The following is a 14,721-nucleotide window of genomic DNA, read 5'->3' as shown; positions in this document are numbered from 1 at the left end:
TTCACACTTGATAGCGACCGCTGTGTCGATGCCACTCGTAATTGCCGCCCAGCCAGGCTTTTACCCCGCCGAGGAAGCGCTTGAGCGTGGGGGAGGCCTGTTTGAGCAGCCTTCTTTCCTTGGCTTCATATCTACGTATAAGCGTGTTGTGAAGATCGGCTGTCAACCACAAGGCTTGCTGTAATGAACAACCTTGTTCGTTTGCCAGCAGCAATGGCAGGTTGAAATCACCGATGCCAGGCTCTTGCTCTTTGGATGCGGAATACAAGTCATTGACGAGCATGGTCAAACTTGCAGCTAGGGCGATCACTTCGCGTACAGGCGCAGAAAAATAAGTATCGGCACCCAGTTCATAGCCGCCGACAATATCAATGAGGGCCATGCAAGGTAAAAAGCTGTTGACTTGACGATGTGCCAAATATTCCCAGACTTGAGGCAGGCTGTGTTCGATGCGCCATGAAGCTTCCGCATTCATGGTCACGAACATCGCAATGGTCTCCGACTGAACGCGAGCTTTCTGCGAGGGTGTCGCATAGCGATCCAGGTGGTTCATATATCCCCGCAATCCACGTAAAACCGGATCATCGTTGAGCGCACGTTTGAGCGCGAGGTCGTGGGGTGGAATCAGATATGCCCTGTCCAGGGCGGCCAGGGCCAGTGACAAGCGTGCGCCCAGGAGCTTGGGGTTGGCGCCACTTCGCTCATCATCACAATAGTGATCGTCTACCGCGAACAGCGCCGCCATGCATTTTGCAGACAGTAGCAAGCGTTGAACGTCGTCGGTGTCGGCGTGACACAGCATTACGAAACGCCCGAAGTTCGAGGCCCTTACGTAATCCAACTGCCCCTCGAAAATACCGATTCGATTGATCCACGCCATTAACAGCGCATTGATACGGTTGCCGAGCGCTTCGTCCAGTCGTATCGGTAATGGACATTCAAGCGCAGGTATTTCCAGGCCGGTTGAGTTTTTTTGTGGGGGAGGCGGCGGGCTGATGTCGTTCATAGCAAGACTCCGGGTGTCTATGCCATTGGACGTTACTGCGGACCAAGGATCAGGAAGGGCGTTGATTTCAATTTAGAAGTCCGGGTGGAAAAACACAATGGACCCTTTAGTTCTGATTGGAGTCAACGACCTCTAATGCCCGAATAAGACCATTTGGGATGACTCGCGTCGTCACTTCGCCACACGCATCGAACGAGCCCTGTGGCGATGTTGCCTGACTGGCCAATTCAAACCGCCGCTAGACCGTCGTCGTGCTGTTGCAGAAACTCATTCAGCGCTTGGCGCGTAAGGTCGTTCAACGTCACCTTTTTACGCATTGCGGCCAGAGCGGCTGCCAGATGCAGTTCATGCCCAACGCGTACGTTGAACGAGCCCTTGCATGGCTTCTCAGGTGATTGCCCCAGGGTCTGGCAGGTAGCCAGATAATCGTCCACGGCTTCGCGAAAGGCTGCGTCCAGTTCTGCGACGGTTTTGCCTTCGTAGCTCACTAATGCCTTGATGAATAAAATCTTGCCGAACAGGCAGTTGTCTTCGAGGCTGGCCTCGATAGAGCCGATGTAGCCTTTATGTTTGAGCTGGTTGTTCACTGAATCAGTTCTCCTGATTTCAATTGTTCGATGATCTGGCGCCGAATGTAATGTTTCAGTTCGTTGCCCGGGTGAGGCTTGTGCAACGTGATCATTGCACTGGGGTCGCCGCTATCGAACTTGACGCGGCTTCCAGCCCCTTCAATCAGTGTGTATCCGAGTCGGCGTAACAGCGTGACGAGCTCGGGCCAGGTAAATGCCATGTGCTCATTGAGCAATTTGGCGAGCAGCTTTTCATTTTTGGACACGGCGTTCCTTGCGTGTAACTAAATGTAGTTGCAAAAAGTGGTGTTCGTCAATGCTAGCTCGGGGGCGTGTGCCTTTCCCGGAATTGATGTAACCCTTGATGACAGCTCGCTCGATGCCACCCATCCCCCCGCTAATTTTTCCCTTCCCGGTTCGTTTTATAGGGACGACGTGCCTTTGTGCTTCCCGCCTATTGCCCCGGATTCGAAGAAATGAATGCTGAAGACTCCTTGAAACTTGCTCGCCGGTTTATCGGGCTGCCCCTGGAAAAACGCCGACTGTTCCTGCAAGCCTTGCAGAAAGAGGGCGTGGATTTTTCCAGGTTTCCGATACCGGCAGGGGTGGAGGTTGAGGATCGCCAGGCGCTTTCCTACGCGCAGCAGCGCATGTGGTTTCTCTGGCAATTGGAACCGGCCAGTGGCGCCTACAATTTACCTGGCGCGGTGCGCTTGACCGGCGCGCTGAGCCTACCTGCGATGGAGCAGGCGTTCGCCAGCCTGGTGGCGCGTCACGAAACCCTGCGCACCGTGTTCCAGCGACAGGCCGACGAGCGCTTGGCGCAGGTGGCGGTAGAACCTGCGGTGAATGTCGAGCAGTTGGACGTCAGCGCCTTGCCAGCCGCCGAGCGCGAGCAGGCCGTCAGCGACGCCGCTACCCGCCAGTCCCTGTTGCCGTTCGACCTGGAGCACGGCCCGCTGCTGCGTGTGCAACTGCTCAAACTCGCCGATCAAGAGCACGTGCTGCTGCTAACCCTGCATCACATCGTCTCTGATGGTTGGTCGATGAACGTACTGATCGACGAGTTCATTCGTTGCTATGACGCCCATGAGCGCAACGAAGAACCGCAATTGCCGGCGCTGCCGATCCAGTACAGCGACTATGCCCTGTGGCAACGGCGCTGGCTGGAAGCGGGGGAGCAGGCGCGCCAGTTGGAATACTGGCAGGCGCGCCTGGGCGACGAGCATCCGGTACTGGAACTGCCCACCGACCACCCACGCCCGGCGATGCCCAGCCATCAAGGCACGCGGTATAACTTCGCGATTGATCCGGCATTGGCGGTACAACTGCGCAGTTGCGCGCAAAAACACAACGTCACTTTGTTCATGCTGCTGCTGGGCGCGTTCAATGTGCTGCTGCATCGCTATACGGGCCAGGGTGATATCCGCGTCGGCGTGCCGATTGCCAATCGCAACCGCACTGAAGTCGAAGGGCTGATCGGTTTCTTCGTCAACACCCAGGTGTTGCGCACCGAACTGAGCGGGCAAACCCGCGTCACCGAGCTGTTGCAAGGCATCAAGGAACACGCCCTGGGTGCCCAGGCCCATCAGGAATTGCCCTTCGAGCGCCTGGTAGAAGCGCTGAAAATCGAGCGCAACCTGAGTCACACGCCGCTGTTCCAGGTGATGTACAACCACCAGCCGGTCGTCGCCGACATCGCTTCGGTCAGTACCGCGTCCGGCCTGGAGCTGGCCCTGGTGGAATGGCAAGGCCGCACCACGCAGTTCGACCTGACCCTGGACACCTATGAAAAATCCGGCACCCTGCACGCCGCGCTGACCTACGCCAATGACCTGTTTGACGCGCCGACCATCGACCGCATGGCCCAACGCTGGATCAGCCTGTTGCAGGCGATGGTGTTGGATGGCAAACAGCGTATCGGCGAATTGTCGATGCTTGATGCCCAAGAACAGCACCGGCTGGTTCACACCTGGAACCAGACTGCCGAGTCATACCCAACCGAACGCGCAATTCATCACCTGATCGAAGACCAGGTTCAGCGCACCCCGGATGCACCGGCACTGGTATTCGGTACAACCACCTTGACCTACGCCCAGCTCGACAGCCGGGCCAACCAGCTGGCCCACGCCTTGTGCGAGCAGGGCGTAGGCCCCGACGTGCTGGTGGGAATCTGTGTCGAGCGTTCCGTCGAAATGGTCATCGGCCTGCTGGCGATTCTCAAGGCCGGTGGCGCCTACGTGCCCCTCGACCCCGAGTATCCCCAGGAACGCCTGGCCTACATGATCGAAGACAGCGGCATTCGGTTGCTGCTCAGCCAGCAAAGCCTGCTGGCCGCGCTGCCCGCTGCCGGTATCCAGGTGATTGCCCTGGATCAGCCGGCGCTGTGGCTCGACGGCTACAGCCGCGAAGCGCCCGCCGTGGCGGTCCATGCCCTCAACCTCGCCTATGTGATCTACACCTCCGGCTCCACCGGCAAGCCCAAGGGCGCTGGCAACAGCCACCGTGCGTTGGTCAACCGTTTGAGTTGGATGCAGCAGGCGTACGGCCTGGATGCCGCGGATGCAGTGTTGCAGAAAACCCCGTTCAGCTTCGACGTGTCGGTGTGGGAATTCTTCTGGCCGCTGATGACCGGTGCGCGCCTGGTGGTTGCGGCGCCTGGGGAGCACCGTGAACCGGCGCGCCTGATCGAAACCATCGGCCGGTACGCCATCACCACGTTGCACTTCGTGCCGTCGATGTTGCAGGTGTTTATCCATGAGCCGGGCGTTCAAACGTGTGCGAGCCTCACGCGAATCGTGTGCAGCGGCGAAGCCTTGCCCCTGGATGCGCAACGGCAGGTGTTCGCCAGGCTGCCCGATGTGGCGCTGTACAACCTCTATGGCCCGACCGAAGCGGCCATCGACGTCACCCACTGGACCTGCATCGACGAAGGCGCCGACAGCGTACCCATCGGCCGTCCGATCGCCAACCTCGCCACCTATGTGCTCGACGCCCAACTCAACCCGGTGCCTGACGGTGTAGCTGGCGAGCTGTACCTGGGCGGTACTGGCCTGGCGCGCAGTTATCATCGGCGCCCGGCGTTGACCGCCGAACGTTTTGTGCCAAGCCCGTTCGTGACGGGTGAGCGGCTGTATCGTACCGGTGACCGTGTGCGCCAGCGCGCCGACGGTGTGATCGAATACCTCGGCCGTCTCGATCACCAAGTCAAGTTGCGCGGCTTGCGTATTGAACTGGGCGAAATCGAAACCCGCCTGATGCAGCACCCGCAAGTGCGCGAAGCGGTGGTGTTGGTGCAAGGTGGCAAACAATTGGTCGCGTACCTGGTGTGTGAAGGCGAGGAGCCGACCGACCTCAAGGCCTGGCTGCTCGGCAGCCTGCCGGAATATATGGTGCCGACCCACTTCGTCACCCTGTCCAAGCTGCCGGTGACCGCCAACGGCAAGCTTGACCGCAAGGCATTGCCACTGCCGGATGCAGCGCTGCAACAGGCGTTTATCGCCCCACAAGGCGACCTGCAAACAGCCCTGGCGGCGATCTGGAGCGATGTGCTCGGCGTTGAACAGGTCGGCCAGGACGATAACTTCTTCGAGCTGGGTGGCGACTCGATCATTTCTATCCAGGTGGTCAGCCGCGCCCGCCGGGCCGGTATCCGACTCAGCCCCCGGGACCTGTTCCAGTACCAAAGCATCCGTAGCCTTTCGCGGGTGGCCAGCTTCGACCAAGTCAGCCTGATCGACCAGGGCCCGGTCAGTGGCGAGGTGATTCTGACCCCAGTGCAACAGCACTTTTTCGCCCAAGCGATCCCGGCACATCATCACTGGAACCAGTCGTTGCTGCTGACCCCGCGAGAGGCGTTGCAGCCCGCGCAGCTGGAAGCGGCCTTGAACCAGCTGATCCAGCATCACGACGTCTTGCGTCTGCGTTTTGTGCAGCAGGCGGATGGCTGGCATCAGAGCCATGCGGCGCCCCTCGCCGAGCCGCTGCTGTGGCAGTCCCACGCCAACATCGACGCCGAGTTGGCAGCGCTGTGTGATGAAGCCCAGCGCAGCCTCGACCTCGAACAAGGCCCGCTGATACGCGCCGCATTGGTGAGCATGGCCGATGGCAGCCAACGCTTGCTGCTGGTGATCCACCACCTGGTCGTCGATGGTGTGTCCTGGCGCATCCTGCTCGAAGACCTGCAACAGGCTTACCGCGAACAGTCGCTGCCGGCGAAAACCAGCGCGTACCAGCATTGGGCGCAGCAACTTCACGACCACGCGCAAACCCTCGACGAACAACTGCCGTACTGGCAGGCGCAATCGGTCGACACCGATCTACCTTGCGACCACCCCGAGGGCGGCCTGCAAAACCGGCTGGGCACCAAACTGGAAACCCGCCTCGACGCCGAGCAGACCCGCCGGTTGCTGCAAGACGCACCGGCGGCCTATCGCACCCAGGTCAACGACCTGCTGCTGACGGCCCTGGCGCGGGTGATCAGCCGCTGGAGCGAACAACCCGCTGCGCTGATCCAGCTGGAAGGCCATGGCCGCGAAGACCTGTTCGACGACATCGACCTGAGCCGCACCGTCGGCTGGTTCACCAGCCTGTTCCCGGTGCGTCTGCGCGCCGAAGGCGAGTTGTCCGATGCGATCAAATCGGTCAAGGAGCAACTGCGCGCCGTGCCCGACAAGGGCCTGGGTTACGGTCTGCTGCGTTACCTGGGGTCGCCGCAGGCCCGCGAAAGCCTGGCGAACCTCGCCGCACCGCGCATTACGTTCAACTACCTGGGCCAGTTCGACCGTCAGTTCAATGAGTCGGCACTCTTCGTACCGGCCAGTGAAGGCAGCGGCCAAGCCCAGGATCCCGAGGCACCGCTGGCCAACTGGTTGACAGTGGAAGGGCAGGTGTATGGCGGTGAGTTGGCGCTGCAATGGGGCTTCAGTCGTGAGATGTTTGACGTGTCGAGCGTCCAGCGTCTGGCGGATGAATACACCGCTGAACTCAAGGCGTTGATCGAACATTGCTGTGCTGCTCCGGCAGGGCAGGTGACCCCGTCGGATTTTCCGTTGGCACGTCTTACTCAGCAGCAACTGGATGCATTGCCCGTGGCGGGGTCGGCCATTGCCGATCTTCACCCGCTGTCGCCGATGCAGCAGGGCATGTTGTTCCACACGTTGCTTGCGCCCGAGGCCCAGTCTTATATCAACCAGTTGCGCCTCGACATCGAAGGGCTCGACCTATTGGCCTTCGGGCGTGCCTGGCAGGCCGCGCTGGACCGCCATGACACCCTGCGCAGCAGCTTCCATTGGCTGGGCATGGACAGTGCTCACCAGTTGATCCAGCACCAGGTTGACCTGCAACTGCAAGTGATTGAAGACCCGTATGCCGACTTCGACGCCCTGGCCCAGGCTGAACGTGAGCGCGGTTTCGCACTGAATGCCGCGCCGCTGTTTCGCCTGACCCTGGTGCGCGGTGCGGGCGCGGCCTGGCACCTGATTTTTACCAGCCACCACATTCTCATGGATGGCTGGAGCAACGCGCAGTTGCTTGGCGAAGTCATTGCTCACTACGCAGGCCAGGCTGTGCCCGCACCACTGGGGCAATGGCGCGATTATTTGGGCTGGTTGCAACAGCAAGGCTCTGGAGAAGCGTTCTGGAAAGCCGCACTGGCAGCATTGCCGGCGCCGACCTTGCTGTCGCAGGCACTGCGCAAGCCGGTGGACGGGATCGGCATGGCGGACCATCACGTGGCGCTGGACAGCGACGTTACCCGACGTCTCGGCGAGTTTGCGCGCCAGCACAAAGTGACCCTCAATACCGTGTTGCAGGGCGCCTGGAGCCTGCTGTTGCAGCGCTACACAGGCCAGGATTGCGTGGCCTTTGGCGCCACCGTGGCCGGGCGTTCTGCGCCACTGCCAGGGATCGAGCAGCAACTGGGCCTGTTCATCAATACCTTGCCGATCATCAGTGCAGCCTCGCCAGCCCAGTCGGTCGCAAGCTGGCTCGGCGAGTTGCAAGCGCTCAACCTCAGCCTGCGCGACCATGAGCATGTACCGCTCTACGATATCCAGGCTTGGGCCGGCCATCACGGCGCGCTGTTCGATACTTTGCTGGTGTTCGAAAACTTCCCGGTTGCCGAGGCGCTCAAGCAAGGCGCGCCGGCTGGCCTGACCTTCGGCCGCCTGCACAACCATGAACAAACGCACTACCCATTGACCCTGGGCATTGAGCTGGGGGCCAACCTGCGCCTGGAGTTCAGCTACGACCGTTCCCTGTTCAGCGAGCCGCAAGTCGCCCGCCTGAGCGCCAACCTTCAACACCTGCTGGCGCAATTGCTCGCAGATGCCCATGTACCCCTTGGTAACCTGCGCCTTCTCGACGCCACCGCACAGCAGAATATGCTCGCTCTCAGCCGGTCAGCTGCGGCTGCCCAGGGTAACGAGCGCGTGCATCAACGCATCGCTGCCCAAGCCCAGGCCACCCCAGACGCCATGGCTGTACTGGCCGGTGGCGAAGGCTTGACGTACGCCGAGCTAAACCAGCGGGCCAATCGTCTGGCCCATCGCCTATTGGAGCTTGGTGTCGGTCCCGGACAACGGGTGGGCCTGGCTTCGCGCCGTGGCCCGCAGTTGATTGTCAGCCTGTTGGCGGTACTCAAAAGTGGCGCGGCCTACGTACCGCTGGACCCGAAATACCCCGTCGAGCGCCTGGCCTACATGCTCGCCGACAGCCGACTCAACCTGCTGCTCAGCGAAGTGGGTTTGCTCGTCGATCTGCCATTGCCCCAAGGACTGGCACGTGTGGATTTCACCGCCTGCGGTGACGAGCTGGCCGGCTACCCGACGACCAACGTGCCCAACCCTGCCGCCGCTGCTGATCTGGCGTATGTGATCTACACCTCGGGCTCCACCGGTCAGCCCAAAGGTGTGGCCATCGATCATGCCGCCCTCGGTCAATTCTGCGACAGTGCCACGCTGTACAGCCGCTTGAGTGCCGAGGATCGCGTCTTGCAGTTTGCGACCTTCAGCTTCGACGGCTTTGTCGAGCAGTGCTTCCCGCCCTTGTGTGTGGGTGCAGCGTTGATCATGCGCAGTGATGAGCTGTGGGACGCCGGGCAACTGGCGCGGGAGATCGTCGAGCAAGGCGTAACCCTGGCCGACTTGCCGGCGGCCTACTGGTATCTGTTGGCGCAGGAATGTGCAGTGCACTGCCGCTCCCTGGGCAAGCTGCGCCAGGTGCATGTGGGCGGTGAAGCCATGGCGGTGGAGGGTGTACGTGCCTGGCATGCCGCAGGGCTTGGTCATGTGCGCCTGGTCAATACCTACGGGCCGACCGAAGCCACGGTGGTGTCCAGCGTGCATGACTGCCAGTTGACCGATGCCAACGACGCGTACGGCGTACCGATTGGGCAGGCGATTGCGGGGCGTGCGCTGTATGTGCTCGACAGCGGTTTCGAACTGCTAAGCACCGACGGTGTGGGCGAGTTATGCATCGGCGCCGAGGCGGGCTTGGCCCAGTGCTACTTCGATCGCCCGGCGCTCACTGCCGAGCGCTTCTTGCCTGACCCATTTTCTGCCACGCCCGGTGCGCGGCTTTATCGCAGTGGCGACCTGGCCCGGTACAACGCGGCGGGGGCGCTGGAATACGTGGGGCGTATCGACCATCAGGTGAAGATTCGCGGCCTTCGTATCGAAATGGGCGAGATCGAAGCCAGCCTGCAAGCCTTGCCCGACGTGCGTGAAGCGGCAGTGATTGCCCAGCCGAGCGCGATCGGCATGCAGTTGGTGGCGTATGTGGTACCCGCCGACGATCAGCAGTTGGAAACGCAGGCACTGGCCACTCGCTTGCGTCAGGCGTTACCGGATTACATGGTGCCGGGACATTGGGTGGTACTCGATGCCTTGCCGCTCAACAACAATGGCAAGCTCGACCGCCGGGCGCTGCCGGCACCGGATCTGAGCCAGGCGTGCGCCGTGTACGTGGCACTTCAGAGCCCTTTGCAGGTGCAGTTGGCAGCGATCTGGCAAGCGGTGCTGCACGTGGAGCGGGTTGGCCTGGACGACCACTTCTTCGAACGCGGCGGTCACTCGTTGCTGGCGACTCAGGTGATCTCACGGGTGCGTCACGACCTCAAGCTGGACGTGCCGTTGCGGGCCCTGTTCGAACAGCCGACGCTGGCAGCCTTCGCGGCGGCTTGCGCAGGCTTGACGGCCGATACGGCGCCAGCGCTCCAAGCACTTGGACGTGAGCAGCCGCTGGCGTTGTCCTTTGCTCAGGAGCGTCAATGGTTCCTGTGGCAATTGGACCCGGCCAGCGCGGCTTACCATGTACCGACTGCATTGCACGTGCGCGGTCAACTCGACAGTGCGGCACTTGCACGCGCCGTCCAGGCCCTGGTGCAGCGTCATGAACCGCTGCGCACTACGTTTGTGGAGGCGGGCGAGCACACCTTGCAAGTCGTCCACCCCAGTCTGACCGTGCCGATTGAGCAGCAAGCGATCGACGCCGATGCCATCGAGCACGCCGTCAGCGAAGAAATCCAGCGCCCGTTCGACCTGCTTGACGGCCCATTGATGCGCGTCAAGTTGCTGGTCGTCGCGCCTGAGCACCACGTGCTGGTCATCACCCAACACCACATCATCTCTGACGGCTGGTCGATGCAGGTCATGATCGACGAGTTGGTAGCGTTGTACCAAGGTGACACGGGCTTGCCGGCCTTGCCGATCCAGTACGCCGACTATGCCCGTTGGCAGCGGGATTGGATGGCGGCAGGGGAGCAACAACGCCAGCTCGATTACTGGTGCGCCCGTCTGGGTAACGAACATCCGCTGCTGGACTTGCCGCTGGACCATCCGCGCCCAGCGGTGCAGAGCTATCGCGGCGCACGCCGGCAGATCCATCTTGACCGCGTGATGCTGGCTGAGCTCAAAGCCTTGGCCGAACGCCAGGACGTGACCTTGTTCATGCTCCTGCTGGCCTCGTTCCAGACCTTGCTGCACCGCTACAGCGGCCAGTCGCAGGTTCGCGTCGGCGTGCCGATCGCCAACCGTAATCGTCTCGAAACCGAGCGGCTGATGGGCTTCTTCGTCAATACCCAAGTACTGCAGGCGCAGTTGCACGGGCAGATGCCTTTCGAGCAGTTGCTGGGCCAAGTCAAACGGCGCGCTTTGGAAGCCCAGGCCCATCAGGACCTGCCGTTCGAGCAACTTGTGCAGGTGTTGCAGCCGGAGCGCAGCCTGAGCCATAACCCGCTATTCCAGGTGATGTTCAATCATCAAAGCAGCCTGCGTTCGGGTTCAGTGCAACTGCCTGGCCTGGTGTTGCAGCCAATGGACTGGGCGGGTCACAGCACGCAGTTCGACCTGAACCTGGAAACCGAGGAATCGGCCGACGGCCTCTGGGCGTCCCTGACCTACGCCACCGACTTGTTTGACGCTGCAACCGTGGAACGTCTGGCCGAGCATTGGCAAAACCTGCTGCGCGCGGTCGTGCACGATGCCTCCCAGCCCCTGGATGAACTGGCGATGCTGAGCACGTCGCAATGGCAACAAATGGTGCACGACTGGAACCGCAGCGACACCCCATACCCACACGAACACTGCGTACACCAGCTGTTTGAGGCCCAGGCCGTGGCGCAACCCGACGCCATCGCGCTGCACTTCGACGAGGAGCGCCTGAGCTACGGTGAACTCAACCGCCGCGCCAATCGCCTGGCCCATCGTTTGATCGCCATGGGCGTCGGCCCGGACGTGCTGGTGGCAGTGCACGTGGAGCGCTCCCTGGACATGGTGGTCGGCTTGCTCGCGACTCTCAAGGCCGGTGGCGCCTATGTCCCGCTCGACCCGCAATTCCCGGCAGAGCGCCTGGTGTTCATGCTCGAAGACAGCCGCGCCCGGGTGCTGCTGACCCAGGCGCACCTGCAAGGGCGCCTGGTGCAGCCGCAAGGCGTGCAGGTGCTGATGGTCGAGGATGTCGGCACGCAGGCATATAACCCGCAGGTTGCCGTTACACCGCAAAATCTGGCCTACGTCATCTACACCTCCGGCTCCACCGGCAAGCCTAAAGGGGTGATGGTAGGCCACCAGGCGCTGTGCAGCTTTACCAGCGGTATGGCCGGCACCTTGGATATTGGCCGGCAGACGCGGCTGTTGTCGCTGACGACCTTCTCGTTCGATATCTTCGCCCTGGAGCTGTACGTGCCGCTGAGTATGGGCGGCACAGTGCTACTGAGCGCCCAGGACATGGCCCTCGACCCTGAGGCGATTCTCGAACTGGCCCAGCGTCAGGCCGCGAGTGTGCTGCAGGCCACGCCATCGAGCTGGCGCATGTTGCTCGATAGCCCGCGCGCCCATTTACTGAGTGGCATAACCTGTCTGTGCGGTGGTGAAGCGCTGCCAGCCGACTTGGCCCAGCGCCTGCTCGCGCTGCAAGGTACCGTATGGAACCTCTATGGCCCGACGGAAACCACCATCTGGTCAGCGGCTCATCGTCTGCACCAAGCGCAGCCTTTCGTTGGACGGCCGATTGCCAATACCGGGTTGTTTATCCTCAATCCCGGCCTCACGCCATGCCCGCAAGGCGCTTCTGGCGAGCTGCTGATCGGCGGTGTCGGCCTGGCGCGCGGTTACCACAGGCAGCCGGCGCTGACTGCCGAACGCTTCGTGCCCAACCCGTTTGGGGCGCCGGGCGAACGCCTGTACCGCACCGGCGACCTGGCACGCTACCGGGCCGACGGCGTGGTGGAGTACATCGGGCGCGTCGACCATCAGGTCAAGGTCCGTGGTTTCCGGATCGAGCTGGGTGAAATCGAAGCCTGTCTGCGTGAGCACGACGGTGTACGCGAAGTGGTGGTGCTGGCCGATAACGACCGCCTGATCGCCTATCTGGTCAGCTCCGCACCGCAGCCACAGCAGGCGTACAAAGCCGCGCTGCGCGAGCGCCTGCCGGATTACATGGTGCCTGCGCACTGGATGTTCCTCGATAGCCTGCCCTTGACCCCCAACGGCAAGCTCGACCGCAAGGCGCTGCCCAAGCCGGAGCTCGGCAATTCACTCAAAGGCCATATAGCACCGGTAACCCTGCGCGAGCAGCAGGTGGCGGCCATCTGGGCCGAAGTGCTGGAGGTGCCGCAGGTCGGCCTCGACGACCACTTCTTCGAGCTGGGTGGCCATTCATTGCTGGCTACGCGTGTGGTGTCGCGGGTTCGCCAGGCCCTGACACTGGAAGTTGCGCTCAAGACCTTGTTCGAACACCCGCTGCTGAGTGATTTCGTTCGGGCCTTGGGCGAGGAGGGTGCTCCTGCGCCAGCATTGCTCAAGGCCGACCGCACGCAGCCTTTGCCGCTGTCCTACGCTCAGGAGCGCCAATGGTTCCTCTGGCAACTGGACCCCACCAGCGCCGCGTACCACATCCCCAGCGCCTTGCGTTTGCAGGGGCCGCTGGACCTGAGTGCACTGCAACGCAGCTTCGACAGCCTGCTGGCGCGCCATGAAAGCTTGCGCACGCATTTTCAGCAACAGGCCACCGGTGCGTTGCAGGTCATTGAGGCCGTTGGCTGCGTCGATATCGACCGGGTCGATAGTGATTACGCTAGCCTCAAGGCGCGGGTCGCCGAAGTGGTCGCCCACCCGTTCGACCTGCTGCGCGGGCCACTGCTGCGGGTCAAGTTGCTGCGTCTGGCCGACGATGATCATGTGCTGGTGCTGGTGCAGCACCACATCGTCTCCGATGGTTGGTCGATGCAACTGATGGTTGAGGAGTTGGTGCAGTTGTATGCCGCCTTCAGCCAGGGTCAAACCCCAAGCCTGCCGATGCTGCCGATCCAGTACGCCGACTACGCCGTATGGCAACGCGACTGGATGGCCGCGGGCGAGCAGGCACGTCAATTGGCCTACTGGCGCGAGCATTTGGGCGGCGAGCAACCGGTGCTGGAATTGCCGTTCGATCACCCGCGCCCGGCACAGCCAAGCCATCGCGGCGCCCGCTTGGGCATCGAGTTGGCCCCCGAGCTGTTGGACGGCTTGCGCAGCCTGGCACGCAGCGCGGGTGTGACGCTGCCGATGGTGCTGCTGGCGTCTTACCAGGCCTTGTTGCATCGCTACAGCGGCCAGGAGGACGTGCGCGTCGGCGTGCCGATTGCCAACCGCAACCGTCTCGAAACCGAGGGTTTGATTGGCTTCTTCGTCAACACCCAAGTGCTCAAGGCCGATATTCATGGCCAGATGAGCGTGGAGCAATTGCTGCGCCAGGTACGCCAGCGCTCTCTGGAGGCTCAGGCGCACCAGGACCTGCCCTTCGAGCAGTTGGTGCAGGCTTTGCAACCGGAGCGCAGCCTGAGCCTGAGCCCGTTGTTCCAAGTAGTGTTCAACCACCGTGTAAGCGGTGCCGACAGCCACCTGAGTCGCCTGACCGACCTGCACGTGGAGGTCCTGGATCTGGATGAGGGCGTGGCCCAGTTCGACCTGGCGCTGGATGTGGAAGAAAGCCCGACCGTGCTGCGCGCCTCCCTGAGTTACGCCACTGACCTGTTCGCTGTGGCGACCATCGAGCGCATGGCCGGGCATTGGCAGAACCTGTTGCGGGCAATGGTGGCCGACCAACAACAGGCTATCGGCCAATTGAAGCTGCTGGGCCAGGATGAGCAACAGCACATCCTTGAGCTGTGGAACCAGACCGACGCCGGTTTCTGCGCCGAGCGTCTTGTTCACGAGTTGGTAGCCGACCGTGCCCGGGAAACCCCGGATGCGGTGGCGGTTAAGTTCGATGCGCAAACCCTGAGCTACGCCGAACTGGATCGCCAGGCCAACCGCCTGGCTCATGCCCTGATTGCCCGTGGCGTCGGCCCGGAAGCACGCGTGGCGATTGCCATGCCGCGCAGCGCCGAGATCATGGTGGCGTTCCTGGCGGTGATGAAAGCCGGTGGCGTGTATGTGCCGCTGGATATCGAGTACCCGCGTGATCGCTTGCTGTACATGATGCAGGACAGCCGTGCGCAACTGCTGCTGACCCATAGCCGTGCGTTGCAACAACTGCCGATCCCCGAGGGGCTCACCACCCTGGCGATTGATCGTAGCGAAGAATGGACCGGTTACAGTGATACGGCACCAGACGTGGCGCTGGACGGCGACAACCTCGCCTACGTGATCTACACCTCCGGTTCCA

General features: G+C 62.0%; 4 protein-coding genes. 1 reads left to right on the top strand and 3 read right to left on the bottom strand.

Going from position 1 to position 14,721, the window contains the following annotated elements:
* Position 1 precedes the first annotated feature (1 nt).
* From E4O98_RS16680 to E4O98_RS16670, 3 genes are all read right to left on the bottom strand, one after another.
* Positions 2-1,006 (bottom strand): family 2 encapsulin nanocompartment cargo protein terpene cyclase, encoded by a 1,005-nt coding sequence (locus E4O98_RS16680; protein ID WP_248135740.1) that lies wholly within the window; start codon positions 1,004-1,006, stop codon positions 2-4.
* 227 nt (positions 1,007-1,233) lie between these two features.
* A complete protein-coding gene (locus tag E4O98_RS16675) occupies positions 1,234-1,593 on the bottom strand; it encodes a type II toxin-antitoxin system HicB family antitoxin (RefSeq protein WP_103735389.1) in 360 nt (119 codons plus the stop codon).
* Positions 1,590-1,841 carry a type II toxin-antitoxin system HicA family toxin gene (locus E4O98_RS16670; RefSeq protein ID WP_248090366.1) on the bottom strand — a complete coding sequence of 84 codons (252 nt, stop codon included), beginning with the start codon at positions 1,839-1,841 and terminating at the stop codon, positions 1,590-1,592. The genes E4O98_RS16675 and E4O98_RS16670 overlap by 4 nt, the downstream gene beginning before the upstream one ends.
* Before the next feature lie 210 nt (positions 1,842-2,051).
* On the opposite strand from E4O98_RS16670, the gene E4O98_RS16665 reads away from it, so the two are divergent.
* Positions 2,052-14,721: non-ribosomal peptide synthase/polyketide synthase (locus E4O98_RS16665; protein ID WP_248135739.1), on the top strand; the 12,670-nt coding region annotated here is incomplete at its 3' end.

This window comes from Pseudomonas sp. W2Jun17, from assembly GCF_023127795.1.
Lineage (GTDB): Bacteria > Pseudomonadota > Gammaproteobacteria > Pseudomonadales > Pseudomonadaceae > Aquipseudomonas > Aquipseudomonas synxantha_A.
Note: the sequence above shows the minus strand (reverse complement) of the source record. Positions and strands in the feature narration are given on the sequence as shown.

What these genes read in the sequence shown, in the direction of transcription:
- E4O98_RS16680 (WP_248135740.1), bottom strand. Translation starts at nt 1,006, where the DNA reads ATGAACGACATCAGCCCGCCGCCTCCCCCACAAAAAAACTCAACCGGC.